The organism is Collinsella ihumii, from assembly GCF_030385545.1.
Taxonomy (GTDB): Bacteria; Actinomycetota; Coriobacteriia; order Coriobacteriales; family Coriobacteriaceae; genus Collinsella; species Collinsella ihumii.
On record NZ_JAUEIQ010000001.1, the window covers coordinates 420629 to 445794 of the forward strand.

At 65.3% G+C, this 25166-nt stretch carries 25 protein-coding genes; 11 read left to right on the forward strand and 14 right to left on the reverse strand.

Annotation, left to right across the window (positions count from 1 at the left end):
* Positions 1 to 192: 192 nt before the first annotated feature.
* The 5 genes from sufU to sufC form a co-directional block, all read right to left on the reverse strand.
* Positions 193 to 627 carry a Fe-S cluster assembly sulfur transfer protein SufU gene (sufU, locus tag QVN30_RS01885; RefSeq protein ID WP_289835220.1) on the reverse strand — a complete coding sequence of 145 codons (435 nt, stop codon included), beginning with the start codon at positions 625 to 627 and terminating at the stop codon, positions 193 to 195.
* Positions 628 to 704: 77 nt separating this feature from the next.
* Positions 705 to 1961: an aminotransferase class V-fold PLP-dependent enzyme gene (locus QVN30_RS01890; RefSeq protein WP_289835221.1), complete on the reverse strand. Its 1257-nt coding sequence runs from the start codon at positions 1959 to 1961 to the stop codon at positions 705 to 707.
* On the reverse strand, positions 1958 to 3223 hold the full coding sequence (locus QVN30_RS01895; RefSeq protein ID WP_289835222.1) for a SufB/SufD family protein: 1266 nt from the start codon (positions 3221 to 3223) through the stop codon (positions 1958 to 1960). Before QVN30_RS01895 ends, QVN30_RS01890 begins: the two co-directional genes overlap by 4 nt.
* Positions 3223 to 4635, reverse strand: coding sequence for a Fe-S cluster assembly protein SufB (gene sufB, locus QVN30_RS01900; protein WP_289835223.1), 1413 nt, complete (start codon positions 4633 to 4635; stop codon positions 3223 to 3225). The genes QVN30_RS01895 and sufB overlap by 1 nt, the downstream gene beginning before the upstream one ends.
* Positions 4636 to 4647: 12 nt before the next feature.
* Positions 4648 to 5424, reverse strand: coding sequence for a Fe-S cluster assembly ATPase SufC (gene sufC / locus QVN30_RS01905; protein WP_204571240.1), 777 nt, complete (start codon positions 5422 to 5424; stop codon positions 4648 to 4650).
* A 178-nt stretch (positions 5425 to 5602) separates the two neighbouring features.
* Here sufC and QVN30_RS01910 point away from each other — a divergent pair, with 178 nt between their 5' ends.
* Positions 5603 to 6049 carry an RrF2 family transcriptional regulator gene (locus tag QVN30_RS01910; RefSeq protein ID WP_289835224.1) on the forward strand — a complete coding sequence of 149 codons (447 nt, stop codon included), beginning with the start codon at positions 5603 to 5605 and terminating at the stop codon, positions 6047 to 6049.
* 235 nt (positions 6050 to 6284) lie between these two features.
* A complete protein-coding gene (locus QVN30_RS01915) occupies positions 6285 to 7172 on the forward strand; it encodes a DegV family protein (RefSeq protein ID WP_289835225.1) in 888 nt (295 codons plus the stop codon).
* Between the two features lie 498 nt (positions 7173 to 7670).
* Here the strand turns inward: QVN30_RS01915 and QVN30_RS01920 are convergent, their stop codons facing one another.
* Positions 7671 to 8297, reverse strand: coding sequence for a TetR/AcrR family transcriptional regulator (locus QVN30_RS01920; RefSeq protein ID WP_204571242.1), 627 nt, complete (start codon positions 8295 to 8297; stop codon positions 7671 to 7673).
* A gap of 140 nt (positions 8298 to 8437) precedes the next feature.
* Positions 8438 to 9439, reverse strand: a complete 1002-nt coding sequence (locus tag QVN30_RS01925) for a hypothetical protein (RefSeq protein WP_087199645.1) — start codon at positions 9437 to 9439, stop codon at positions 8438 to 8440.
* A 203-nt stretch (positions 9440 to 9642) separates the two neighbouring features.
* Between QVN30_RS01925 and QVN30_RS01930 the strand changes: the two genes are divergently transcribed.
* Positions 9643 to 9870, forward strand: a complete 228-nt coding sequence (locus tag QVN30_RS01930) for a hypothetical protein (RefSeq protein ID WP_204564651.1) — start codon at positions 9643 to 9645, stop codon at positions 9868 to 9870.
* 116 nt (positions 9871 to 9986) lie between these two features.
* On the opposite strand, the gene QVN30_RS01935 is transcribed toward QVN30_RS01930, so the two are convergent.
* The 6 genes from QVN30_RS01935 to QVN30_RS01960 all read right to left on the reverse strand — a co-directional run bounded on the left by QVN30_RS01935 (position 9987) and on the right by QVN30_RS01960 (position 16230).
* On the reverse strand, positions 9987 to 10937 hold the full coding sequence (locus tag QVN30_RS01935) for an RsmB/NOP family class I SAM-dependent RNA methyltransferase (protein ID WP_289835226.1): 951 nt from the start codon (positions 10935 to 10937) through the stop codon (positions 9987 to 9989).
* Positions 10938 to 11051: 114 nt separating this feature from the next.
* Complete coding sequence (locus tag QVN30_RS01940) at positions 11052 to 11798, reverse strand: energy-coupling factor transporter transmembrane component T family protein (RefSeq protein WP_087199639.1); 747 nt, start codon at positions 11796 to 11798, stop codon at positions 11052 to 11054.
* Positions 11791 to 13548: an ABC transporter ATP-binding protein gene (locus QVN30_RS01945; protein ID WP_289835227.1), complete on the reverse strand. Its 1758-nt coding sequence runs from the start codon at positions 13546 to 13548 to the stop codon at positions 11791 to 11793. Before QVN30_RS01945 ends, QVN30_RS01940 begins: the two co-directional genes overlap by 8 nt.
* Before the next feature lie 88 nt (positions 13549 to 13636).
* On the reverse strand, positions 13637 to 14170 hold the full coding sequence (locus tag QVN30_RS01950) for a hypothetical protein (protein ID WP_289835228.1): 534 nt from the start codon (positions 14168 to 14170) through the stop codon (positions 13637 to 13639).
* Positions 14171 to 14368: 198 nt separating this feature from the next.
* On the reverse strand, positions 14369 to 14941 hold the full coding sequence (locus QVN30_RS01955) for a hypothetical protein (RefSeq protein WP_066831984.1): 573 nt from the start codon (positions 14939 to 14941) through the stop codon (positions 14369 to 14371).
* A 359-nt stretch (positions 14942 to 15300) separates the two neighbouring features.
* A complete protein-coding gene (locus QVN30_RS01960; RefSeq protein ID WP_289835229.1) occupies positions 15301 to 16230 on the reverse strand; it encodes a diacylglycerol/lipid kinase family protein in 930 nt (309 codons plus the stop codon).
* 90 nt (positions 16231 to 16320) lie between these two features.
* Between QVN30_RS01960 and rnd the strand changes: the two genes are divergently transcribed.
* From rnd to QVN30_RS02000, 8 genes are all read left to right on the forward strand, one after another.
* Positions 16321 to 17454, forward strand: a complete 1134-nt coding sequence (gene rnd, locus QVN30_RS01965; protein ID WP_289835230.1) for a ribonuclease D — start codon at positions 16321 to 16323, stop codon at positions 17452 to 17454.
* Positions 17455 to 17607: 153 nt separating this feature from the next.
* Complete coding sequence (locus QVN30_RS01970; protein ID WP_066831891.1) at positions 17608 to 18318, forward strand: zinc metallopeptidase; 711 nt, start codon at positions 17608 to 17610, stop codon at positions 18316 to 18318.
* Between the two features lie 81 nt (positions 18319 to 18399).
* Positions 18400 to 19887: an exodeoxyribonuclease VII large subunit gene (gene xseA / locus QVN30_RS01975; RefSeq protein ID WP_289835231.1), complete on the forward strand. Its 1488-nt coding sequence runs from the start codon at positions 18400 to 18402 to the stop codon at positions 19885 to 19887.
* 2 nt (positions 19888 to 19889) lie between these two features.
* Complete coding sequence (gene xseB / locus QVN30_RS01980; RefSeq protein ID WP_066831887.1) at positions 19890 to 20159, forward strand: exodeoxyribonuclease VII small subunit; 270 nt, start codon at positions 19890 to 19892, stop codon at positions 20157 to 20159.
* 128 nt (positions 20160 to 20287) lie between these two features.
* On the forward strand, positions 20288 to 20623 hold the full coding sequence (locus QVN30_RS01985; protein WP_087199627.1) for a histidine triad nucleotide-binding protein: 336 nt from the start codon (positions 20288 to 20290) through the stop codon (positions 20621 to 20623).
* A 183-nt stretch (positions 20624 to 20806) separates the two neighbouring features.
* Positions 20807 to 21976, forward strand: a complete 1170-nt coding sequence (locus QVN30_RS01990; protein WP_066831883.1) for an acetate/propionate family kinase — start codon at positions 20807 to 20809, stop codon at positions 21974 to 21976.
* Between the two features lie 427 nt (positions 21977 to 22403).
* A complete protein-coding gene (loaP, locus tag QVN30_RS01995) occupies positions 22404 to 22919 on the forward strand; it encodes an antiterminator LoaP (RefSeq protein ID WP_202615094.1) in 516 nt (171 codons plus the stop codon).
* A 223-nt stretch (positions 22920 to 23142) separates the two neighbouring features.
* The gene (locus QVN30_RS02000; RefSeq protein WP_289835232.1) at positions 23143 to 23748 is read left to right on the forward strand and encodes a sugar transferase; all 606 of its coding nucleotides are present in this window, start codon (positions 23143 to 23145) and stop codon (positions 23746 to 23748) included.
* A 407-nt stretch (positions 23749 to 24155) separates the two neighbouring features.
* Here the strand turns inward: QVN30_RS02000 and pta are convergent, their stop codons facing one another.
* Entirely contained in the window at positions 24156 to 25142 is a 987-nt protein-coding gene (gene pta, locus QVN30_RS02005; RefSeq protein ID WP_204571252.1) for a phosphate acetyltransferase, read from the reverse strand.
* Positions 25143 to 25166 lie beyond the last annotated feature (24 nt).

The window sequence follows — 25166 nt, forward strand, 5'->3', positions numbered from 1 at the left end:
GCCGCAAGCCGGCCTTCGCGCCATGCGGTACAGCGAGCCTACAGAATGAATAGCGAGGCGGCTGCGGTCCACGGTGCCGTCAGCGAGGGGTCAATTGGGGACGGGTTCGTTCCAACCCATCGGCGGCAGTGTAAGCCGCCGATGGGTTGGAACGAACCCGTCCCCAATTGACCCATTGGCCCTACGTGGCAATTACTCCGCCTTGTTGTCACCGAGCATGCCGTCCAGGGTGCGCCAGGCGAGCTCGGCGCACTTCACGCGGGCGGGCATGTGGGAGATGTCGCGCAGCTGCGCGGCCTCGTCGAGGTCCTCGTAGTCCTCTTCGGTGAGCTCCTCGCCGCGGATCATGGCCAAAAACAGCCCGGAGAGGCGCTTGGCCTCCTCGACCGTCTCGCCGGTGATGAGGTCGGCCATGATGTCGGCCGATGCCTGGGAGATCGCGCAGCCGTGGCCGGCGAAGCTCGCCTCCTCGATGACGCCGTCCTCGACGCGCAGCTGCAGCGTGAGCTCATCGCCGCAGCTCGGGTTGATGCCGTCGTGCTCGTGGGTAGGGGCGTCCATCTCGTATTTGTAGTCGGGATGCGAGTTGTGCTCCATGAAGGTGGTCGAAGTGTAGAGGTTGCCCATATGGAAGACTCCTTGGCGAACGAATGCGGCGGCGCTGTTCCTGCGCCGCCGCGGTCTGGGATACTGGTGGAAGCGGCCTACTCGCCCGGATGGAAGGTGGACCAGACGGCTTTGAGGCCGGCGATGAGGCGGTCGATGTCCGACTTGTCGTTGTAGAAGGCGAAGCTGGCGCGACAGCACGCAAGGTTCTCGCAGTGCAGCCAGGCGAGCAGCGGCTGCGCGCAGTGGTGCCCGGCGCGGATGCAGACGCCGCTCATGTCGAGAATGCTCGAGACGTCGTGCGGATGGATGCCCTCGACGTTGAAGCTGATGACGCCGTGATGGTCGGCCGGATTGAGCGAGCCGATGATATGGATATACGGCAGGCTCTTGAGCTGGTCCATGGCGTAGGCGATGAGCGCCTCCTCGCGCTCGCGGACCGCGTCGTAGCCCACGGTGTTCACGAGGTAGTCGAATGCGGCGCCCGTGGCGTAGATGCCCGCAGCGTCCTGCGTGCCCGCCTCGAACTTCTCGGGCACCGGCGCCCAGACGGCGCCCTGCTCGGTGACCGATTCGATCATCTCGCCGCCGGTGAGCATGGGCGGCATCTGCTCGAGCAGCTCGTGGCGACCCCACAGCACGCCGATGCCCATGGGGCCGAACGCCTTGTGGGCGGAAAACGCGATGAAGTCCGCGCCCAGCTCGCGCACGTCGATTGGCATGTGCGGGATGGACTGCGCGGCGTCGACGACCAGGTACGCGCCGTTGTCGTGGGCCGCCTTGGCAAGGTTCTCGATCGGGTTCACCACGCCGAGGACGTTCGACACGTGCACGGCCGCGACGATCTTGGTCGCGGGGCCGATCTTCTCGGCGATCTCCTCGTCGGTGAGCACGCCTTCGGGGGTGGGGTAGAGGTAGACGAGCTTGGCGCCGGCGGCGGCGCACGCCTGCTGCCAGGGGATGAGGTTGGAGTGGTGCTCCATGATGGTGATGGCGACCTCGTCGCCGGGCTTGAGCACAAGCGGGGCGAAGGACTTGGCCACCAGGTTCAAAGACTCGCTCGCATTGCGGCTGAACACGATGTCGTTCGCCTGCGCCCGCCCGCGGTCGTCCACCGCTCCGATGAGCGCGGCGATCTGCGAACGGACCTTGGCGATGGCCTCGGTCGCCTCGACGGAGAGCGAGTACAGGCCGCGCAGCGGGTTGGCGTTCATGGTCTCGTAGAACGCGCGCTGCGCATCGAGCACGCAGGCAGGGCGCTGGGCGGTGGCGCCGCTGTCCAGAAACGCGATGTCGGGCTTGCCCGCAAGCAGCGGGAAATCCGCCTTATAGGGATTCACGTCGATATCGATCATGCGATCTCCTCCTCGAAACCATCGATGAGGGCGGAACCGAGGCGCACCACGTTCTCGCGGATGTCGTCGGTCGGCGCGGAAAGGGCGGCGTCCTCGAGCTTCGCCGCCACGAACAGGGACTCTGCCTGCTCTTGGGAAAGGCCGCGGCATCCGAGGTAGAACAGCTGCTCGGGACGCACGTGTCCGATCGTGGCGCCGTGGTTGCCCGCCACGTCGTCCTCGTCGCACAGGATGGTCGGGACGGTCTTGTTGTCCACGCCCTGGTTGGCCAGAAGCACCGTCTCGCGCTCGGAGCCCTCGGAGCCCTTGCATCCGTGGACGAGGTCGATCGTACCGCGCAGCACCTTGCGGGAGGCGCCCGTCAGCACGCCGTTGGCGTCCATGTTCGAGAAGGTCTTGCGGCCGCGATGGCGGATGATGTAGTTGAAGTCGCGCGCATCCTCGCCGGAGGCGAGATAGCGGGTGTCGATCTCCATGCGGGCCGTGTCGCCGCGCAGATCGGAGGCGAGGCCGGTGTAGGTGCGGCCGCCGCCGAGCACGATGTGGCGGACGTTCACGCGCGCGCCCTCGTCGAGCACGTAGCCGGAATCGTCGATCACGGTGAACGACGCGTCCGCGGTCACGTAGACGACGACGTTCACACGGGAGCGCGCTCCGGCGAACACGCGCAGCTCGGAGCCGATGAGGCCGGCCTTGCTGCTGCCGGACGCGTCGCCGTCGAGCGAGATGGTGACGTCGAGCGTGGAGTCGGGGGCGGCCACCACGTCGACGGAGGCGCCCGCCGCGTGGCCGGGCTCGCCGTCGACGCGGACCACGGCGCTTTCGGTCTCTCCCTTCTCGGTGGCGAGCACGACGGTGCTGCCGGCGAGGAAGTTCAGATACGAGCGCACATCGATATGGATGCCCGTCTCGAAGGAGGCGGCGACATCGCCCGCGATCTCCTCGCGCGTGGCGCGCTTCTGGTAGGCGGACAGCGCCGGCGTGTCGAGGTCGTCGAGGCTCTCCGCCTCGCGCTCGACGGCGCGCACGCAGGCGCGCGTGTCGGGGGCGTCGCCGCGCGCGGCGTCGATGCGCTCCTGCAGCTCGGCTACCGCGCCCTCGAAGCTCGCGTGGTTCTCGGTGAGGTCCTCGTCGGCCTCCACGGTGACGGCGCGGGCGCGCGCGAGGTCGGCGGGGATCTCGATCATGGCGTCGTTCATGCGCAGCCAGCCCCAGGTGGGGGCGGGCATGGCGCTGGCATGTTTGATCTTCAGGGCCTCCACTATCCGATCGCCCCTTCCATCTCGAGCTTGATCAGGTTGTTCATCTCGACGGCGTACTCAAGCGGCAGCTCCTTGGAGACCGGGTTCGCAAAGCCGTTCACGATCATGGTCCGGGCCTCCTCCTCGGAGATGCCGCGGCTCATGAGGTAGAAGATCTTGTCGTCGCCGATGCGGCCGATGGTGGCCTCATGCCCGATGTCGACGTTCTTGGCGCGGATGTCCATGGCGGGGATGGTGTCGGAGCGGCTCTCGTCGTCGAGCATGAGCGACTGGCAGGAGACCGTGGCGGCAGAGCCCTCGGCCGCGGGCGTGGCGACGATCGAGCTGCGGAAGGTCTGGATGCCGCCGCCCTTGGAGATGCCCTTGGTCTCGACGGTCGCCGTGGTCTCGGGGGCGCCGAGCACGACCTTGCAGCCGGTGTCGAGGTTCTGGCCGGCGCCGGCGAACGTGATGCCGGTGAAGCTCGACTTGGACTTGCGGCCCGCCAGCACGCTCATGGGGTAGAGGTAGCCCACGTGGCTGCCGAAGGAGCCCGAGATCCACTCGATCTCGCCCTCCTCGTCGCAGCGGGCGCGTTTGGTGTTCAGGTTGTACATGTTCTTGGACCAGTTCTCGATCGTGGAGTAGCGCAGGTGCGCGCGCTTGCCCACGAACAGCTCGACGGCGCCGGCGTGGAGGTTGGCCACGTTGTACTTGGGCGCCGAGCAGCCCTCGATGAAGTGCAGGTCCGCATCGTCCTCGACGATGATGAGCGTGTGCTCGAACTGGCCCGCGCCGGCGGCGTTCAGGCGGAAGTAGCTCTGCAGCGGGAAGTCGAGCTTGACGCCCTTCGGCACGTAGACGAACGAGCCTCCCGACCACACCGCGCCGTGCAGCGCCGCGAACTTGTGGTCGGTGGGCGGGATGAGCGTCATGAACTTGTCCCGGATGATCTCCTCCCAGCGGGGCTCGTGCAGCGCCTCCTCGATGCCGGAGTAGACGATGCCCATCTTGGAGGCCGTGTCCTGCATGTTGTGGTACACGAGCTCCGAGTCGTACTGGGCGCCGACACCGGCGAGATAGCTGCGCTCCGCCTCGGGGATGCCCAGGCGCTCGAACGTGTTCTTGATGTCGTCGGGCACGGACTCCCAGTCGGCCTTCTGGTCGGTGTTGGGCTTCACGTAGGTGACGATATGGTCCATGTCGAGGCCCGCGATGGAGGGCCCCCACGTCGGGTTCGGCATGGAGTTGTAGATCTCAAGGGACTTCAGGCGGAAGTCGAGCATCCAGTCCGGCTCGTCCTTGCGCTGGGAGATCTCGGTCACGATCTCGGGCGTCAGGCCCGCGTCGAGGCGCTCGAAGCCCTCCTCGGAGTCCTTGAAATCGTAGAGGCTGCGGTCGATGTCCGCGACCTCGGTACGCTTCTTTGCCATGAGCCGGCCTCCTTAGCGCGCGTCGGCTGCCGCGTCGGCGGCCTCGCGCTCAAACGACTCGAAGCCGTGCTCGTCGATCCACGGGATGAGGCTCGCATCGTCCTCGCGCACGATGCGTCCGCCAACCATCACGTGCACGCGGTCGACCTCGAGGTGCTCGAGGATGCGCGTGTTGTGGGTGATGATGACGAGCGAGCCGTCGCAGCTCGTGCGATAGGCGTCCATGCCGCGGGAGACGACGGACAGCGCGTCGACGTCGAGGCCCGAGTCGGTCTCGTCGAGAATGGCGAGCTTGGGCTGGAGCAGCAGGAGCTGCAGCATCTCGACCTTCTTCTTCTCGCCGCCGGAGAAGCCCACGCCGAGCTCGCGGTTGAGGTAGGCGGTGTCCATGTCGAGTTGGGCGGCGAGCTCCTTCACGCGGCGGCGGAACTCCTTGCCCTTCATCTCCAGGCCGGGACGGCCGGCGATGGTGGCGCGCAAAAAGCTCGACAGCGGCACGCCGGGGATCTCGACGGGCGCCTGGAACGACAGGAACAACCCGGCGCGGCTGCGCTTGTCGCAGGAGAGCTCGGTGATGTCGGCGCCGTCGAAGGTGATGCTTCCGTCGTTGACGGTGTAGACGGGGTCGCCCATGATGACATGGCCCATGGTGGACTTGCCGGCGCCGTTGGGGCCCATGAGGACATGGGTCTCGCCCGCGTTGACAGACAGGTTGACCGCGTGCAGGATCGTCTTCTCGTCGACCGAGGCGGTCAGGTTGTTCACGCTGAGGAGTGCGCTTTGTGGCATCGGGTGTCCTTCCTCGAATGCAAGGGGACGGTGTGTCCCCGGGATAAACCCTAGGAATTCTCTCGGGATAAGGATAAGATGTACCGGAAAAGAGTCAAGATTAATTCCGAGCAATTCACTAAGATTATGACCGGACGCTGGTCGTCTTCTTGCATATCGAGGGGTACGGAGGCACTCCATGCTCATATCGTCCAAGGGCCGCTACGCGCTGCGCCTCATGATCTACATCGCCGCCTTCGGTGACGAGGAGGGCAAGATCGCCCTGCGCGAGGTCGCCGAGCGCGAGAGCATCTCGCTCAAGTATCTGGAGCAGCTCGTGCGCCCGCTCATGGCCGCCGGCCTGCTCAAGAGCGTGCGCGGCAAGGGAGGCGGCTACATGCTCGCCCGGCCGGCCGAGGAGATCCGCGCCGGCGACATCCTGCGCGCGGCGGAGGGCGCGACGGCACCCGTCGCCTGCGACGGGCTCGAGGGTTCCTGCGTGCGCTCCGACCTGTGCTCCACGGTGAGGTTCTGGCAGGGGCTCGAGGCGGCCATCGACGACTACGTCGACGGCGTGACGCTGTCCGAGCTCGCGCATGTGCCCGAGATGAAGCTCGACGTCGACTTGTCGGACATCGAGGCGTGAGTTCCGGTCGCCCCGCCTGCCGCGTGCGCGTCTCCCTGCAGGTGGTATCGGTCGCTTTCGCACCAAGCCGCAGAAAGGCCTATGCGGTCTTTCTGCGGCTTTTTCTTCTGCGCCCTCCTGCAGCATGTTTTCGATACCACGCCAACTTGTGTGCAATACCAGCTAGGAGATAAGGGCGTCAGGTGCGATAATGCTATGGGGCGGGTATCCGATTCGTGTCTGCGAAGGAGAATGCATGAGCGATTACATGATCACCTGTGAGTCGACGGCCGACATGCCGCTTTCGTTCTACCGTGAGCGCAACGTGGGCTACGTCTGCTTCCACTACGAGATGAACGGTGCGACCTACACGGACGACATCTATCAGTCCACCACGCCGCAGGAGTTCTTCGGCACGCTCAAAGGTGGTGCGCAGGCCAAGACCTCCCAGGTCGGTACGGGCGAGTACGTCGCGTTTTGGGAGCCCTATCTCAAGCAGGGGCTCGATATCCTGCACGTCTCGCTGTCCACGGGCATCTCCGGGACGTACAACTCCGCCTGCCTTGCCGCCGCGACGCTCGCGCCGCAGTACCCCGAGCGCAAGATCCGGGTCATCGATTCGCTGTGCGCCTCTGCGGGGTTCGGCCTGCTCGTCGAGGTCATGGCCGACAAGCGCGACGAGGGCATGGGTTTCGATGAGCTCGCCGAGTGGACCGAGGTCCACAAGATGAACGTCAACCAGTGGTTCTTCGTGTCCGATCTCGACTGCCTGAAGCGCGGCGGCCGCGTGAGCTCCACGAGCGCGCTGATCGCCACGGCGCTCAAGATCTGCCCGGTCATGAACGTGAACTTCGAGGGCAAGCTCATCCCGCGCGAGAAGATCCGCACCAAGAAGAAGGCGATCGTCCGCCTGGTGGACGACATGATGGATCACGTTGAGAACGGTTCCGCCTACACCGGCCGCTGCACGATCTCCCACTCCGATTGCCTGGAGGATGCCGAGGAGGTCGCCCGTCTGGTCGGCGAGAAGATCCCGGCGCTCAAGGGCAAGGTCGAGATCTGCGATATCGGCACGGTCATCGGCGCCCATACCGGCCCCGGCACCGTTGCCCTGTTCTTCATGGGCGACACGCGCGTCGACTAGCATGCGACCCGGTCGAGTTTTCAGCTCGGCCGAGTCTTTTTTGCTGTGCAAATGGGTTGGTTGGGGACGGGTTCGTTCCAACCCATGGGTTGGAACGAACCCGTCCCCAACCAACCCATCCCTGAGAGCATCCCTCCCGGCGAAAGTGGCTAGAAATTTCTGTTTTGCTGTAAGCCGGGCGCTGTGGAAATGTCCAGATAAGCCGTCTTGACCTTGTTGGCCGGTTACGAAGCCGGTTTCAGACCCCTCAAGCCCTCGAATCGGGCGCTGTCCGGGGGAAACCGGTGCCGGCGGCGGGCTTCCGACCCCTCCATCCCGGCCCGGCTTACAGCAAAACAGAAATTTCTAGCCACTTTCGCCGGGAAGAGGGCGCGGCCGGGGCGGCGCGGTGCGAAAAACCGCGGGCACCCGCCATAGGGCCGACCGCCGCGGAAGCAATTGATCAGTGCTTCCCTGGTAAGCGTTTCAGCTTCAAGGGGCTCCGCCCGCGGCGCGGCGTCAGTCCTCCTGGAGGAGCTTCAAGACAAGATCGCGCGTCGCCGTGCGGATGTCCAGGTCGTAGGGGGTGACCCCCGCCTCACGCATGGCGTCGAGCTGCTTTTCGGAATGGAACGCATACGAGTAGATGCCCTGCAGGAAGGGCAGGAAGCTGAACAGGAAGCGCATACGGCGCTCCTCGTCCCACGACGGCTTGGCGCGCGCGACGACGCGCTGCAGCGCCTCGACGGCGTGCGCGTACGAGCGCTTGAACTCCACGAGCTTCTCGAGGCGGCTGTTCTGCTCCATGTCGTAAAGATTCATGGCGAGCAGCTTCAGCATCTGCTTGCGCTCGGCGAGGCTTTGCGCGAGGCCGTCGGCGACGCGCTCGTCGTCCAGGTTCTCGGCGTCGTTCGCAAGCTCATCGAGCCTCGCCGTCCACTTGTCGTGCTCCCGCTGCAGGAGGGCGAGCAGGATCTCGTCTTTGCACTGGAAGTAGTTGTAGATGTTGGCGCGCCCGAATGTGACGCCGCTTGCCACCTGCGACATCGTGATGTCATGGTAGCTTTCTGACTGATAGAGCGCCTCGCAGGCGTCGACGATCTCGGCGCGGCGCGCATCAGATTTCTCTTGAGATAGCCTCGGCATCGTTCATCTCCGGAAACGCGGTCGGTTGCAGCGTGGACGGTCATCATTCAAGCACCAATGATAGCCCAACGGCATGCCTTCGCCGCGATGCCGTTCGAATCCGGCCGCGGCCTCGCGCGGCATCGCGTGCGGACGGGGCGCTACCGGCGCGTGCGGTTGCGTGAGAAGAATCGCGGGAAGGGCGTGCGACGGGTCGGCTCCGCGCTCATGCGGTCCACGACCTCGTCGGGGAAGGGGATGTCCGGACGCGCCTCGAGCGGGTTGACCTCGCCGGCGGACACCGGGTCGATCGAAGGCACGGGGTTTTCGCCCTCTCCCTCGAGCTTGCGGTAGCGCTGCATCATGTCCGCCTGGAGCATCTGTGCCGACGGCGGCGTCCAGATGATGGCGTTCGCGCCGGCCTGGATGGTCTCGAGGATGGTCTCGGGTGTCTTGCCCCCTGGGGCTATGAGCGGCAGGTTGGGGTAGGTCGCGCGCAGCTCGCGCAGCACCTGCGGCGTGTCGCGCCCCGCGGCGATGTTCAGGATCTTCGCCCCCGCCCGCACCTTGGCGTGGGCATCGTCATCCGCGCGCACGACCGTGGCGATGACGGGGATGTCCACGATGGAGGCGATCTGGGCGACGAGCTCGGCGGAGGCGGGCGAGTTCACGATGACGCCGGCGGCCCCCTGCATCTCCGAGACGGCGGCGAGCTGGACGGAGCGCTTGCCCTGGGTGGTCCCGCCGCCCACGCCCACGAACACCGGGCATTCGGCGGCGGTGAGCAGCGCCTGCGTGATCGCGGGCTGCGCCGTGAACGGGTAGACGGCAAAGACCGCGTCGGCGTTGGCGTTGCGTATCACGGCGACGTCGGTGGAGTAGAGCATCGATTTGATGCGGCGGCCGAACAGCGTGAAGCCGCCGGTCTCCTCGATGGCCTCGGGGACGCGCAGGGCCGCCTTGCGCAGATGCCCCTCGATGGGCGCCGGCTCCATGGGGAGCACGCCGGCCGGGGTGACGGCGTGTGCCGGCTCGGCGAGGTCCGGCGCGATGTCGATCTCGGAGAAGTCCACGGACGCCTCGACGTTTTCGGGCACGTCGGCCGAGACGGGCACGGGCGTATGCATATCGTTCGGGTTCATGATGGCAACCTCGTGATTCATGTCAGCGATTGATTTGACCGTATGGCGGCGCCTCTCTTGTACCCGGGCGCCACGCCTCCCAATCAGGTTTACAAGCTGCTTACGTTGGGCCCGTATGGGACGCCCTTGCGGTTCCTGTTGTTTTATCGAGCGCATGGGCGCGGCAGGGACGATTTGGTAAGCTTGTCGGGACCGAAGAAGGCGGGAAGGAAGGCGGTGATCACGTGGAGGCCGGAGCTCTTGTGCCGATAGCGCTTTGCATCGGGGCCATTATCGTCGCCGCGATCGCCTATTCCATCGTGACAAAGCTGCGCGAGCGGGCAGACCAGAGGCGGGAAGAGGAGGCCTGGCGCGCCTATAGGAGCCAGGGCTCGCCGCGCCCCCAGACGCCGGGCGCCCACCGTGCGCCGAGGCGTTCCGACACGGCCTATCGCGGCAAGCACAGCCGCTAACGCGTACTGGTACTCTGCAGGACGGGGTCGTTTCAACCCACGGCTGAGCATTTCGCTGCCATGGGTTGAAACGACCCCGTCCCCAATCAACCCAGTCCCCCTATAACCCATCCCGGTTACCGCTTGCGTTTCTTCGGGTCCTTCTTGGTGATGCGCGCGATGAAGAATCCCTCGTACAGGCGCGAGGGGCAGATGGTGCAGGTACCCTCGATGCGGCCGGGGAGCATGATCGGGGCATCGGCTTCGCCGTCGGCGCCGGCGAGCTCCACGGGTGCGACCTCGCAGTCCCGATGGCGCTTGAGCGCCGCTGCGACCTGCTCCTCGTTTTCAGCGGGGAAGATGGAACAGGTCGAGTAGACGAGGGTGCCGCCGGGCTTGAGCACGTCGAGCGCGCGGTCGAGCAGCGCGCGCTGCGAGCGGGTGACCTTGTTCAGCAGCGCCTCGGTGATGCGCCTGCCGGCGCGCTCGTCGCCTGAGCAGATGGTGCCCGATCCGGTGCAGGGGGCGTCGAGAAGGATCTGGTCGAAGGAGAAGAACTTGTCGAGGCGCCGGGCGTCCACGCGCATGACCTGCACGTTGCGGCAGCCGAGCTTGTCGAGGTTGTACTGGAGCTTCTCGGCGCGCGGGCCGTTCATCTCGCAGGCCGTCATGTGCGCGGCGCCGTCGGACAGCGCGACGACCTGGCTGGTCTTGCCGCCCGGTGCGGCGCACATGTCCAAGATGTCGGCTCCCGGGCGGGGCTCCAGAACGATCGGCGGCATCATGGACGAGAGGCTCTGCAGGTACACCCGGCCCTCCCGGTAGATGTCCAAATCCCAGACGGCCTTCTCGCGCACGTCCTCGAGCACGAACGCGTCGCGGTACCACGGGACGCGGCGGTATGCGATGTGCGCCGCATCGAGGGCGTCGGCGATATCGTCCGGCAGCGCCTTGAGCGTGTTCGCCCGCAGCGTCACCGGGCGGGTGCGCGCCTCGTCGAAGCCGCGCTCCACGAGCGACGCCTCGTCCGCTCCGTAGCTCTCGGCAATCTGCTGGCGCACAAAGGCGGGAATCTCAAGTTCGGGCATGTCGCATCTCCAGATGGTCGTGGCAGCGTGTGCTCTCAATACGAACAGCCCCATTGAAACACAACGGGGCTGTTCGTGCGTGCGGGGTTGTGCGTGCGGGCGCCGACGGGTCGTCTACAGCACGATGCCGAGGACGATGAGGGCGATGCACAGGGCGAAGGCCGCGAAGTCCGCCGCGGAGAACGGGTAGCGCCGGTAGCTGCTCTCGCGCGTGCGCAGATAGAAGCCGCGCTGCTCGGCGGCAAGGGCCGTCGCGTCGGTCTTGCTCACGCTCGAGATGAGCAGCGGGATGCACAGCGGAAGCATGAGCTGCATCTTCTTGAAGGGGTTGTTGGTGTCGTATTCCACGCCGCGCGCCGTCTGGGCCTCCATGATGGCGTTCATCTCCTGCGAGAACACCGGCACGAAGCGCAGCGCCGTCGTGAACGTGAACGCGTACTTGTAGGGGATGTGCAGCTTCTCGACGCACGCGTTGGCGAGGTCGGTGAGCTTGGTGACCATGAGCATCAGCACGAGCGGAAGCGCCACGCCGAGCAGGCGCAGGCAGGCCTTGCCGCCGGTGATGAGGCCCTCGTCGGTCACGAAGGCGAACAGCGCGGTGCCGGAGCGCACGAACACGAGCTGGAGCACGAGCATGATGAGCGCGACGGGCACGAGCAGCTTGAGCAGGCGCGCGAGCCTCCCGAACACGCCCGCATAGGCGGCAAGCGCCAGCGTGAGCACGAGCAGACCCACGAGTGCGGCATAGCCGTCGGACAAGAACGTCGCCGCGATGATGGCCGCGGCGAGCGCGAGCTTGGTCACGGGGTTCAGGCGATGCAGCAGGGTGTCGCCGGGGACGTAATCGATGACGTTAAGCACGGCCCATCAGCTCCTTTACGGTGCGCACGATGTCGCTGACTTCGGTGATGTGGGCGAACGCGGGCGAGACGTCGCGCGTCAGGCGTTCGGAGAGGGCGATGACCTGCGGCGGCGTGACGCTCGCCTGGTCCATGAGGGCGCGGTCGGCGAACAGGGGGGCCGCCGGGCCGCGGCCGAGGATGCGCCCGTTCGCCATGACGACGATGCGCTCGGCGAAGTCGCTGACGACCTCCATGTCGTGGCAGACCATGATGACGGCGCAGCCGTGGTCGGCCATGTCGCTCACGGTCTCCATGACGGTCATGCACTCGCGGTAGTCCAGGCCGCTCGTGGGCTCGTCGAGCAGCACGATCTCGGGCTCCATGACCACGACGCCCGCGAGCGCCACCATCTGGCGCTGACCGCGCGACAGCGAGAAGGGCGCCTCGGTGGCGGGCAGGCCGAAGCGCTTGATGACCGCGCGGGCCCGCTCGCGCGCCTCGGCGCCGTCGACGCCGGTGAGCTCGAGTCCGAAGGCGACCTCGTCGATGACCGTGTTCTTGCAGATCTGCCGGTCGGGGTTCTGGAACAGTGTGGCGACGTGGGCGGCGATGGTCGACACCGGGGTCTCGCGCGTATCGAGGCCGGCGACGCGCACGGTGCCGGCGCTTGGCTTGAGCAGGCCGTTCAGCAGCTTGGTGAGCGTGGTCTTGCCGGCGCCGTTCTGGCCGACGATACCCACGAGCTCCCCGGGATAGACCGTCATGGAGAGGTCTTCCACGCTGGCGCCGCCGCCGGGATAGGTGAACCCGACGTGCTCGAGGGTGAGGATGGGGGCGGTGCCGTCCGCATGCGGTCGCGCGGGCGTGTGGGGCGAGGGCTCGGGAGCGTCGGCCGCGGTGTCCGCGATGCCCTCGACGCCGGCCAGGATGTCGCGGATGAGCCCATAGGCCTCGTCCACGTTGAGGCACGGCTCGCTTCGGTCGGTCAGGCCGTCGCGGACGAGGCTGTTGGAGATGCGGACGGTGCGCGGGCTGTCGACGCCGATGGCGCGCAGGTTGCCGCTGTGTCCGAAGACCTCGTGCGGCGTGCCCGTGAGCGCGATGGAGCCGTGGTCCATGACGAGGATGCGGCTGCAGTAGGTGGAGAGCAGGGCGACCTTCTGCTCGATGACGATGACCGTGACGCCGAGGCGGCGGTTGATGTCGGCGAGCGTCTCGAAGACGATGCGCGAGCTGACCGGGTCGAGCGCCGCCGTGGGCTCGTCGAGCACGAGCACGCGGGGCTCGAGGGCCAGGATCGCGGCGATGGCGACCTTCTGCTTCTGGCCGCCCGACAGCGTGGCGATCTCGCGATGGCGAAGTTCGGAGATACCGACGGTGGCAAGCGTGCGCTCGATGCGGCCCTCGATCTCGTCATGGGGCACGCCGAAGTTCTCGAGGCCGAAGAGCAGCTCGTCCTCGACGACCGAGGCGACCATCTGCGCGTCGATGTCCTGGTTGACCGATCCCACGATGCGCGAGATGTCGGTCAGCGTGATGTCGCAGGTGTCGGCGCCGTCGACGACCGTGGTGCCGAACAGCTCGCCGGTGTAGTGGTGCGGGATGGCTCCCGACAGGCAGGCGGCAAGGGTCGACTTGCCGGCGCCCGAGGGGCCGATGATGCCGATGAAATCCCCCTCGTTGACCGTGAGCGAGACGTTGTCGAGGGCGTGGGCGGCATCCGAACCGTAACTGAACGAGACGCCTTCCATCTCGATGATTGCTGACATGAGTGCCTTTCCGTCGATACGTGCGCCTGCCGGCGCGGGCGCGTGGAAATGCGGGCGCACGGGGCGCCCGCTCCATCATACCCGAGTGTTACTGCCTGCGGGCCGCGCGCAGGGGCAGATACAGCGCCTGGACCACGATGGCGTTGAAGACCGCGGTGCCCGCGACGATCGGCACCTTGACGAGGGCGGCCTCGATGGCGAAGCCCGAAAGCGCGGTGCCCGCCACCGCGAACAGCGCGCCGCTGACGAGGGTGGCCGCGAAGGCGGCGACCAGCGGCGTGACGGAGCGCCCGGCCATGCGGATGTCGCTGCGCACGAGCGCCGCCATGGTGAGGGCGCCGGCGACCTCGGTCGCGAAGTTGAGGCCGGGGATGGACGTGTTGATCTGGATGACGGCGGCGGAGATGAGGCCGAAGACGGCGGCCTGCGCGAACCCGCCGCGCGTGAGCAGGATCGCCAGCGCGTAGGCGGCGATGATGAACTGGGGCTTGATGCCGGTCATGGCGAGCGCGTTGCCGAGGGTCATGTTGAGGATGAGGCCTGCCGCGAGCAGCACGGCGAGCAGGATGAGGGCGGAGATGTCGAGGGCGCCGGAGCGGGCGGTGACGGTGCGCTGGGTCATGATGGGATCCTTTCTCAAGGGAAATGGGTATGCGTCAGGGAGCGAGCCGGAAGACGTGCGAGTCGTTCACGTTCCGCGTTCGCGAGCGTGTGGTGCGATTGATTGATGTTCGAGCTGATGCTTCTTCCGATGCCCGGGTGCCGCAGCACCCGGGGCGATCGGCCGCCGGGTCGGACGCGCGATGCGCGCCGGCCGGTCCTAGTCGTTGAGCTTCAGGGCCTTCTTGATGGGCACGTACAGGGCGCCGACGAGGATGGCGTTGAACACGGCCGTGAGGGCGACGACGGGCAGCATGGCGGCCGCGATGCTCATGTCGAACTGCATGAGGGCCATGCGGATGAGCATGAAGATGAAGCCCGAGACGAAGGTGGTGACGAAGGTGCCCACGGTGGGGATGATCGCCTTGGCGCCGGTCTTCATGCCCGCGTTGACGATGAGCGCCATGAGCATGGCGGCCACGCCCTCGGCCACGAAGTCCGCGCCGGGGAGGCTCGTGGTGAGCTGGATGACGGCGGCGGAGACCAGACCGATGACGAGGGCCTGCAGCACGCCGGGGCGCACGACGAGGATGGTGATGCAGAACGCCGAGATGATGAACTCGGGGTTGATCATGCCGGCGGACATGGCGCCGATCGCCTTGCCGAGCGTCATGTTGAGGATGAAGCCGGCTGCGAGCAGGACGGCGAGAAGAACGAGGGCCTTGATGTCGAGCTTGCCGTGGTCGGTGGTGTTGACGGAGCGGGCCTGGGAGGACTTGGGGGACTGTGCCATGGTGATCATCCTGTTCTGTGCGAGGTGGGGTGGAACGTGGAGGCGCGTGATACAGTGCGGCGGCGCGGGCGCGAACGAAAAAAGGCCCCCGGTCAAACCGGAGGCCTTCTGCGCGCTACATACAAAGGAGGCGTGAGGGACTCACCGTCGACCAGCCGACATCGCATCACGCCACCACCAGTTGTTGAGAGCGAGGTTCATGGTCTTCATTCTGGTGGCTCCTTTCGGTAACTCGGGAAATCACGAGGTAGTTCGTGTTGCGCTGCACTATAGCACAGTGGAGCGCCTCAAGGAAGGCCGGTCAGGGGATTATTTCCGCGATGTTACGGTGCGCCTGCTCGGCGGAGTCTCCCCGGGCGTCACCCGGCGTTTCGCGCGTTGAGTTTCGAGAAGTCGTCGATGATGACGTCCAGGCAGCGGGGAAGCACGCGCGCCCCGAAGACGCCGGAGTTGTTGGGGATGAGCTCGCCGTCGAACTGCATGCCGAGCGACGGCTTGCAGGTGATGCGCGCCTCCTTTGCCTGGAACATCTTGAACTGGGGCCTGCCGAGACCCCTGCCCGCGGGGTCGAGCGCCGCGGCGAGCAGCGTCGGCAGCAGCTCGACGGTCTTCGCCGGCTCGATGACCGTGATGTCGATGAGGCCGTCGTCCATGCGGCAGTCGGGGAACAGGTTGATGTCGTTTTGGATGACGGCGGTGTTGCCCACCATGCAGCCGATGCCGTCGAGCTCGTCGATCTGGCCGTCGTGCTCGATGGTGAAGTGGGCGACCTGCGGTTCGGGCGTGGCGAGCGCAGCGAACGCGTAGGCTATCTCGCCGATGTCGTTTTTGCTCGGCGCGGCCTTCTCCATGATCGCGGCGTCGAAGCCCGAGCCGGCGATGATGATGAAGCCGTGGCGCTGGATGTCTCCCGCCTCGTCTTTCCAGAACAGCTCTCCCATGTCGACGCTCGCCGTGCGCCCGCGCCGGCATGCGGCGGCGAGTGCGGCCGCCTCGGGCGCGTTGCCGATGTTGTTGAAGAACAGGTTCGCCGTGCCTGAGGGGAACACCAGCAGCGGGATATGCGTTCCGCGCAGGCAGTCGAGCACGTTGGATACGGTGCCGTCGCCGCCCGAGACCACGATGCGGTCGAACGACGTGGCGTCGGCGGTCGCATCGCTCGCCTCCATGCCCGCGCCGATGAAGCGCATGCAGATCTCGTCGCCCGCCCTCGAGAGGGCGCGGGAAAACGCGAAGATCTCGTCGGAGCTGGGGCCGGATGCTGGGTTATGGATGATGAGGCAGCGCATGTGTTTCCCGATCTTGTGAAGCCGAGTATAGTAGTCGATGAATGTCGTTATACCCTCCATGCGGAGGTTGAGCCAAACTACGGGTGAGGTATGTATATCTCCACATACGAGGAGTTGGATTCGTTCTGCCGACGTGCGGGGGAGGTTCCCGCCGTCGCCATCGATACCGAGTTTTTGCGCGAGAAGACCTACCATGCGAAGCTGTGCCTCGTGCAGGTCGCGACGCACGACGAGTGCGCGGTCATCGATCCGATGGCGATCGAGGACCTCTCGCCGCTATCCGACCTGCTGGTGCGCCCCGAGACCGTCAAGGTCTTCCACGCGTGCTCGCAAGATATGGAGGTGCTCTACCATACGCTGGGCGTGCTGCCGACGCCGATCTTCGATACACAGATCGCGGCGGCGTTTCTGGGCGAGCGCGTGCAGATCTCCTACAACGGGCTCGTGCACGCGTTCTGCGGGGTCACGCTGCCCAAAAGCGAGTCTTTGACCGACTGGTCGTGCCGTCCTCTGACCGAGCGCCAGATCGAGTACGCCCTCGATGACGTCCGCTACCTCATCGAGGCGTACGCCGTCATCGAGCGGCGGCTTTCCAAGCTCGGCCGCATGGGTTGGGTCGAAGACGAGATGCGACCGCTGAAAAACGCCGCGCACTACGTCGTCGAGCCCCGCCAGGCCTACAAGCGCGTCAAGCGCATCAACGCGTGCACGCGGCGCCAGCTGGCGATCGCGCGCGAGCTCGCCGCCTGGCGCGAGCGGCGCGCGATCCAAAACGACGTGCCGCGCAAGTGGATCATCTCGGACGAGGTGCTCGTGGCACTCGTCAAGCGCGCCCCGCGCGACGCGGGCGATTTCCGTCGCGTGCGGGGGACCGAGCAGCTGAGCGACCGCGATGTCGAGGCGGCGCTCGCCGCGATCGCCAACGGGGCCCGATGCCCGGTCGCCAACATGCCGACGCCCGGCCATGCGCGGCACGCGCCGAGCCCCGAGGCCGAGAGCGTATGCGACCTGCTCTACGCGCTGCTGCGCCTCGTGTCCGACCGTTCGGGCGTCGCCACCGCGTTCATCGCGAGCCGCGACGAGCTGCTCGACTACATCGAACAGCCCTCGCGCAGCCGCCTGCGCGAGGGATGGCGCTTCGAGCTCGTGGGATCGCTGCTCGACGACCTGCTTGCCGGCAACATCGGCCTCACCGTGAAAGACGGCGCCGTCGAGATCCTCTAAGCCAGCTCGTTTTGGGACGGGGCCGTGTTCGCCCATCCCGGCATGAGGCGCCCGGCGCCCTGCCGAACCGTGCATTTTTGCATTGCCGGTCCCGACGGGCGCGTCGTTTGGGTACAACGGGTGCAAGGAAACGCTCTATGAAAGGTGCTCAATATGCCGTATATGGGCTATGGATTCGGGTACGGCTTTGGAATCGACCCGTCCTACCTGGTGCTCGTGGTGGTCTCACTCGTGCTCGGACTTGCCACGCAGAGCTACATCAACAGCACGTACCGGACATGGTCCAAGGTGAGAAGCGACGGCGAGTCCGGTGCCGACGTCGCGCGCCGCATGCTCGATGAGAGCGGCTGCTCGACGGTGGGGATCAGGCGCGTCGCCGGCCATCTCACCGACCATTACGATCCGCGCGACAACAACCTCTACCTCTCGAACGACAACCTGTCGGGCGGTTCGGTGGCGAGCGTCGCTGTCGCCTGCCATGAGGCGGGCCACGCCGTGCAGCGCGAGCGCGGTTTTCTCATGATGCGCGTGCGCACCGCCCTCGTGCCGGTGGTCAACTTCTCGCAGAGCATGTGGATGATCGTGTTCATCGCGGGCGTCGCCATGAACATCGCGGGTCTGACCACGCTCGCCATCATCCTGTTCGCCTTCTCGGTTCTGTTCCAGGTGGTGACGCTGCCCGTCGAGATCGACGCGAGCCGCAGGGCCGTGGCCTATATCCGCGAATCGGGCATGAGCGAAATCAACGTTCGCGGGGCGCGCAAGGTCCTGACCGCGGCGGCCCTCACGTACGTCGCGGCGGCGCTCACCTCCATCCTGCAGCTGCTCTACCTGCTCGGACGCACGAATAACGATTCCGAGTAGCGTGCGCGCGTCGAGCGGGGAGCATGTCCGCGCGACGCGGTATCGTTGAGCGGACCCATCGATCAGATGAAAGGGGGAACCATGCCGGGATGGAATCTAACGGGCACCGCCCCGCGCGCCCAGGGCGCGTCCGAGGGCGACGAGGCGCTGTCCGTCTCGCAGGCGGTGGAGATGGCGGCATCGGCGCTCGACGCGCTTCCGCTGCTCACGGTCATCGGCGAGGTCACGGGGTTCCGCGGCCCGAACGCCCGCAGCGGCCATTGCTATTTCCAGATCAAAGACGATGCCTGCGCGGTCGATTGCATCATCTGGCGCGGATCGTACGCCAAGCGGAGCTTCGAGCTGCGCGACGGTATGCAGGTCCAGTTCACGGGCAACTTCAACCTGTACAAGGCGACCGGCCGCATGAGCTTCGTGGCCAAGTCGTTCACGTTGGCGGGGGAGGGGCTGCTGCGCCAGCAGGTCGCGGCACTTGCCGAGAAGCTGAGGCTCGAGGGCCTGTGCGACGACGCCCGCAAGCGCCGCATCCCCGTGTTCTGCACGCGCGTGGCGGTGGTCACCTCGCTGTCGGGCGCGGTTATCGACGACGTGAAGCGAACGCTTCGTCGCCGCAACCCGCTCGTGGAGCTCATCTGTGTCGGCGCGAAGGTGCAGGGCGACGGGGCGCCCGCCGAGCTCATCGAGGGGCTTCAGCGCGCAGCCGCCATAGATCCCGCGCCCGACTGCATCCTGCTCGTGCGCGGGGGAGGCTCGTTCGAGGACCTCATGACCTTCAACGATGAGGCGCTCGCCCGCGCCGTGGCATCCTGCCCGGTGCCCGTGGTGACCGGTATCGGACACGAGCCCGACACGTCGATCTGCGACATGGTGAGCGATCGGCGCTGCTCCACGCCCACGGCGGCTGCAGAGTCGGTTGCGCCTGCCATGAGCGACCTGGTCGATGTGCTTGATGCGCGTGAACGTCGTATGGTGACTGCGTTGTCGGGCACGGTGCGTGCCGCGTCCTCCGATGTCGCCGCACTGCGCGAGCGGGCCGATCGAGCATTCGGGGGCTACATGAGCCGGCTCGCCATGGCGCTCGATGCGGCGGCCGCACGGCCGTGCCTGCGCGATCCGGCGTGGATGGTCGACCGTCGCCTCGCGGACCTCGAGCAGAGTGCAGACCGTCTGAGCGGCGCTGCGGCGCATGCGCAGGAGCGCTTCGAGGCCGCGCTCGCGCGCCTGGCGCCCCGGCTTTCCGCGACCGCGTCGAACTTTGCGGTGCGCGAGCACGAGCTTGCCCTCGCCTCGTCGCGGCTGGGCAACGAGGGGCGCGCCCTGCTGTCGGGCCTGCGGTCCGAGCTGGGGGCCCGGGCGGCTTCGCTCGACGCACTCTCGCCGCTCAAGGTCCTCGCCCGCGGATACTCAATCGCCTACGGCCCGTCCGGGGTAGTGACGAGCGCCGCCGACGTCAAGCCCGATGACGAGCTGCGCATCAGGCTCGCCGATGGAGATGTGCGCGCTCGCGCCCTCTCGGTGGAAAAGGACAACGGGGACGCGCGCCCGTGCGCGACCCGAGATTGGAGATAGATATGGCAACCAGCAAGAAGAACGTCGACGAGCTGACCTACAAGGAGGCTTCCACGGAGCTCGAGCTCATCATCCGCAACCTCGAGTCCGGCGATATGGAGCTCGAGGAGTCGCTCGAGAGCTATACGCGCGGCGTCGAGCTGCTCCGCAGCCTGCGCGCGCGTCTGGAGGACGCCGAGCAGAAGGTGAGCGTGCTGCTCAAGGATGTCGACGGTACGGATAAGCTCGTGGCGGGCGAGGCGGCGGACACCTCCGATCGCTTGAGTTTCTAGGGAAACCCTAGATGGGTTGGTTGGGGACGGGTTCCTTTCAACCCATCGATGGGTTGAAACGAACCCGTCCCCAACCAACCCATCTGCTCTTATACAATGGAGCCGTCATTCGACAGAAAGGACGAATCATGGACGATTGCATCTTCTGCAAGATTGCGGCGCACGAGATCCCCTCGACCGTCGTGTACGAGGACGACCTGGTCATGGCGTTCGATGACCTGAATCCCCAGGCCCCGGTGCACACGCTCGTCATCCCCAAGCAGCACTACGCCAACATCGTCGACGGCGTTCCCGCCGAGACGCTTGCGGCCATGACGCATGCCATCCAGGAGGTCGCGAAGGCGAAGGGCCTCGACGACGGCTTCCGCGTCATCGCGAACACGGGCGCTGCGGCAGGTCAGACCGTCATGCACTTCCACATGCACGTGCTGGGCGGCAAAGATCTGGGCGAGAACCTGCTGTAGCTCTCGCTGCGCACCGTGTGCTGTGCTCTGTACCATTCGGTAAGGGGGAAGCGCGGTTTCGGTAATCAAATTGTCCCGGGCGTGGTTCTTTTTGGACGCAAAGCCCCAAATGGGCGTATGATAAAAGGTGTTGTGTTATCCGTCGGATGTATGGCGGAACAGAATTGATGAGATGGGAGATCCATGAACGTTCTCGTTGTCAACGCAGGCAGCTCGAGCCTTAAGTACCAGCTGCTCAACACCGATACGCGCGAGGTTTTCGCCAAGGGTAACTGCGAGCGTATCGGCATCGACGGTTCCTTCATCGGTCATGAGGAGAACGGCGTGAAGGACAAGCTCGAGGTCGAGCTGCCCGATCACCGCACCGCTATCAAGCACGTGTTCGACATCCTGAAGACCGTCGACGCTCCCATCGAGGGCATCGGCCACCGCGTCGTTCAGGGTGGTTGGTATTTCCCCGAGTCCGCCGTCGTGACCGACGAGACGCTCGGCTGGGTCCGCGAGGTCGCGCCCCTCGCGCCGCTGCACAACTATGCCGAGGCCGACGTCATCGAGATCTGCCGCGAGATGTTCCCCGAGCTGGGCAACGTCATCGTCCCGGATACCGCGTTCCACTACAACATGCCCGAGAAGGCCTGGCGCTACGCCATTCCGCGTGACGTCGTCGACAAGTACCACGTGCGCAAGTACGGCGCTCACGGCACGAGCCACCGCTTCATCTGGCGCACCGTGCACGAGATGATGGGCGACAAGACCCACAAGCTCGTCTCCTGCCACCTGGGTTCCGGCGCCTCCCTGTGCGCCATCGAGGACGGCAAGTGCATGGACACCACCATGGGCCTCACCCCGCTCGACGGCCTGATTATGGGCACCCGCTGCGGCACCGTCGACCCGGCCACCGTCTTCTATCTCAACCGCGTTGCCGGCATGAGCATCGACGACATCGACACCATGATGAACAAGCAGTCCGGTCTGCTGGCCGTCTCCGCCAAGTCCTCCGACTCCCGTGATATCGAGGAGGGCGCCAACAGCGGTGACGCCAACTGCCAGATGGCCATGGACATGTTCTACTATCGCACCTCCCAGCTGTTCGCCGAGATGGCCGCGTCCATGGAGGGCGTCGACACCATGGCCTTCACCGCGGGCATCGGCGAGAACTCCGTCACCATGCGTGCCGGCGTCGCCGAGCGCCTCAAGTGGATGGGCGTCGAGATCGACCCCGAGCTCAACAAGATCCGCTCCGACGAGCCGCGTGTCATCTCCACGCCGGACTCCGCGATCACCGTCCTCGTGGTTCCCACCAACGAGGAGCTCATGATCGCCCTCGACGTCGAGGAGCTGCTGGGCAAGTAGGGTACAGCCCGCATCTGAAGCTCACCGTACGAGCCTCTGCGATGACGCAGGGGCTCGTTTTTTTATGCGCCGAGGAGGCGCGGCCGCAATCGCGCGCGGCTTCGGCGCATGGAAGTGGCGGTTTTGAGTGTGAATGACAGTACGTAATACATTGGTTTTCTCCTCACCCCTCATTCGTTTTCGAGCAAAGCGTGCCTGCTACCGCTGCTGCATCATATCTTGTGAGCTGGTTTTCCTGCCATACCTGCAGCGCGTTCGAGTGCTGCGATAGACGGGCAACCGGCTTTACATATCTTGCGGACCGTGGAATCGCTGCCTTTGAGCACGTTGCACATCGTCCAAGAGAGGATGAATATCCGTTTGTCGCAAGGGCCCTAGGGCGTGGCCGTAGGCGTGCCCATGCGACATGAGAAGCAAGGGGTGCCTCATGGGGATGTACGTCATTCAGACCATCAACGGTCAAGAACGCCACGTGAAGCATCTCGTCGAGCGCATGGTGGGAGCTCCGTCGGTCGAGGAGTGCTTCTATCCGACCTATGTCGTCAAAAAGAGCTATAAGCGCGAGTGGCGCATGGTCGAAAAGAAGCTGACGCCCGGCTACCTGTTCGTCGTCTCCCAGGACATCGAGCATGTTGCGCACGCGCTGCACGAGGTTCCGGCGTTCACGCGCCTGCTCGGCACAAACGGATCGTTCGTTCCTCTCAATATGGACGAAGTTGCTTGGATCGATGCTCTGACGAAGGTCGGTCACCGGGTCATCGATATCTCGCAGGGGATTATCGAGCACGACAAGGTGATCGTGCAAAGCGGCCCGCTGGCGGGCCTCGAGGGCATGATTCGCAAGATAGATCGCCATAAGCGTTTGGCGACGCTCGAGATTCACATCTTGGGCAGAACTAAATCGATCAGAGTCGGATTGGAAATTGTCAAAAAAACGCTCTAACGTCGCGGAAGCGGCGCCGTTCGATTCCGGATTGCCAGCCATCATGTTTGCTGGAGAGGCTGCATTCGTTAAGGGTTGTTCGCCTTCCGAACGATTGCACGTGGAATATCGAGAGGCTCATGCTGCGCATGCAGGAGGCACGCGCTCTCAATTCGCGATCGGAAGCGATGGTTTCGCTCGGGTAAGTAGATCGCGAGACAGAAGGACGCGTGGCTACCGTGTGGTGAAACGCGGATTCGATATCGCGTTCAGCATGGTGTTCGTCGCGTTGTGCGTGATTCTGCTTCCCATAACCGTCTTAGTTTTAGCCATCACGGCGATATCTTCAAAAGCGTTTCCGGTGTACTCCCAAGAACGTATCGGACAATACGGGCGGCCGTTTTCCATCTACAAGCTACGGACGATGGTGAGCGATGCTGACAACGTTGAAAAATACCTGGATGCCGAGCAGATGGCTCAGTGGAAAAGCGAACGCAAGGTCGACGGCGACCCACGGATAACACGCTGGGGTGCTGTCATGAGGCGCATGAGTCTCGATGAGCTCCCGCAATTCATCAATGTCCTCAAAGGAGATATGAGCGTTATCGGTCCGCGTCCCATCACGCGCGAAGAGCTCTCCTGGTTCGGCGACGACGCGAGCCTGCTGCTTTCCTGTCCTTGTGGAATCACGGGCGAATGGCAGGTCGGCGTTCGGACTGATGCGTCATTTGAAAGTGGAGAGCGGCAGAAGCTTGAGCTTTCGTATTGCGCCTGCCCCTCAATCGGTCGAGATGTCCGGATCTTCTTCAAGACGTTTTCCGTCATGTTCTATAAACCGAGCGGTCGATGAGCGTGCTTACCGTGACTCGTATCAGTGCAAGCATCGTAACGTTCAACCCTGACATCGATCGTCTCAAAGAGAATCTCGATGCCATATCGCCGCAGGTGCATGCTGTGTACCTCGTTGACAACGGATCGAAAAACGCCGATGAGATCGCATCGCTCGTAAAAGGGTATGGCAAACTCGTATTCACTCCTTCGCGGGGGTCCGGTCGGGGCCGCTTTCTGCTTGAGGGCGGTCGGCGGGCGCGGACAGGAGGTCGACTGACACTCCGGGCTCAAGTCGTCGCTTATTCATGAACGAACGGGCGGCGATGCCCATATCGAGCTGTCGGCAGCGAAGCCGGCGTCCCCAAAAGAAAAAGCGCCCCGAGAGCTTGCTCTCGGGGCGCTGGGCGGTGCGAGTCGTGCGGTGCGCTACTCGGCCATCTGGGCCTGGACGGCGGTGATGGCGACGACGCCCACGATGTCGTCGGCGGAGCAGCCGCGGGACAGGTCGTTCACCGGCTTGGCGATGCCCTGCAGGATGGGGCCGTACGCCTCGGCCTGACCGAAGCGCTGGACCAACTTGTAGCCGATGTTGCCGGTCTCAAGGTTCGGGAACACGAGCACGTTGGCGTGGCCGGCGACGGTGGACTCGGGAGCCTTGAGCGCGGCGACGCTCGGCACGATGGCGGCGTCAAGCTGCAGGTCGCCATCGACGGCGAGCTCGGGCGCCTTCTCCTTGGCGAACGCGGTGGCCTCCTGGACCTTCTTGGCGGTGTCGCCGCCGGCGGAGCCCATGGTGGAGTAGGAGAGCATGGCGACCTTGGGCTCGACATCGCCCATGAAGGTCTTGAAGGAGTTCGCGGAGGCGATGGCGATCTCGGAGAGCTCGTCGGAGGTCGGGTCGATGTTCAGGCCGCAGTCGGCGAACACGAGCGTGCCGTCGGCGCCGAACTCGGGGGTCTTGGTGCACATGACCATGAAGGCGGAGACGAGCTTGGTGCCCGGGGCGGTCTTCAGGATCTGCAGCGCCGGGCGCAGGGTGTTGGCGGTGGAGTGGCAGGCGCCCGAGACGAGGCCGTCGGCGTCGCCCATCTTGACCATCATGGTGCCGTAGTAGGTGGCGTCCATGACCTGGGCGCGAGCCTGCTCGATGGTGACACCCTTCTTGGCGCGGAGCTCGGCGAACTTCTGCGCATAGGCCTCATGGTTGGGGGCGTCGGCGCTCGTCGGATCGATGACGGTCACGCCCTCGATGTCGATCTCCTCGGGGTTGCCGAGGATGACGAGCTTCGCCAGGCCCTCCTCGACGATCTTCTTGGCGGCCTCGATGGTGCGGGGGTCCTCACCCTCGGGGAGCACGATGGTCTTGAGGTCGGATTTGGCGGCGGCCTTCATACGGTTCAGGAAATCGCTCATGATTCTCCTCATGTACAGCGCCCA

Bases quoted from the DNA above. Each gene is read 5' to 3' on its own strand.
- xseA (WP_289835231.1), top strand. From the start codon at position 18,400: ATGCCGGGATGGAATCTAACGGGCACCGCCCCGCGCGCCCAGGGCGCG.
- sufB (WP_289835223.1), bottom strand. From the start codon at position 4,635: ATGGCAAAGAAGCGTACCGAGGTCGCGGACATCGACCGCAGCCTCTAC.
- pta (WP_204571252.1), bottom strand. From the start codon at position 25,142: ATGAGCGATTTCCTGAACCGTATGAAGGCCGCCGCCAAATCCGACCTC.
- sufC (WP_204571240.1), bottom strand. From the start codon at position 5,424: ATGCCACAAAGCGCACTCCTCAGCGTGAACAACCTGACCGCCTCGGTC.
- QVN30_RS01910 (WP_289835224.1), top strand. From the start codon at position 5,603: ATGCTCATATCGTCCAAGGGCCGCTACGCGCTGCGCCTCATGATCTAC.
- QVN30_RS01915 (WP_289835225.1), top strand. From the start codon at position 6,285: ATGAGCGATTACATGATCACCTGTGAGTCGACGGCCGACATGCCGCTT.
- QVN30_RS01950 (WP_289835228.1), bottom strand. From the start codon at position 14,170: ATGACCCAGCGCACCGTCACCGCCCGCTCCGGCGCCCTCGACATCTCC.
- QVN30_RS01990 (WP_066831883.1), top strand. From the start codon at position 20,807: ATGAACGTTCTCGTTGTCAACGCAGGCAGCTCGAGCCTTAAGTACCAG.
- loaP (WP_202615094.1), top strand. From the start codon at position 22,404: ATGGGGATGTACGTCATTCAGACCATCAACGGTCAAGAACGCCACGTG.
- QVN30_RS01985 (WP_087199627.1), top strand. From the start codon at position 20,288: ATGGACGATTGCATCTTCTGCAAGATTGCGGCGCACGAGATCCCCTCG.
- xseB (WP_066831887.1), top strand. From the start codon at position 19,890: ATGGCAACCAGCAAGAAGAACGTCGACGAGCTGACCTACAAGGAGGCT.
- QVN30_RS01960 (WP_289835229.1), bottom strand. From the start codon at position 16,230: ATGCGCTGCCTCATCATCCATAACCCAGCATCCGGCCCCAGCTCCGAC.
- QVN30_RS01935 (WP_289835226.1), bottom strand. From the start codon at position 10,937: ATGCCCGAACTTGAGATTCCCGCCTTTGTGCGCCAGCAGATTGCCGAG.
- QVN30_RS01955 (WP_066831984.1), bottom strand. From the start codon at position 14,941: ATGGCACAGTCCCCCAAGTCCTCCCAGGCCCGCTCCGTCAACACCACC.
- sufU (WP_289835220.1), bottom strand. From the start codon at position 627: ATGGGCAACCTCTACACTTCGACCACCTTCATGGAGCACAACTCGCAT.
- QVN30_RS01890 (WP_289835221.1), bottom strand. From the start codon at position 1,961: ATGATCGATATCGACGTGAATCCCTATAAGGCGGATTTCCCGCTGCTT.
- QVN30_RS01920 (WP_204571242.1), bottom strand. From the start codon at position 8,297: ATGCCGAGGCTATCTCAAGAGAAATCTGATGCGCGCCGCGCCGAGATC.
- QVN30_RS01945 (WP_289835227.1), bottom strand. From the start codon at position 13,548: ATGTCAGCAATCATCGAGATGGAAGGCGTCTCGTTCAGTTACGGTTCG.
- rnd (WP_289835230.1), top strand. From the start codon at position 16,321: ATGTATATCTCCACATACGAGGAGTTGGATTCGTTCTGCCGACGTGCG.
- QVN30_RS01970 (WP_066831891.1), top strand. From the start codon at position 17,608: ATGCCGTATATGGGCTATGGATTCGGGTACGGCTTTGGAATCGACCCG.
- QVN30_RS01925 (WP_087199645.1), bottom strand. From the start codon at position 9,439: ATGAATCACGAGGTTGCCATCATGAACCCGAACGATATGCATACGCCC.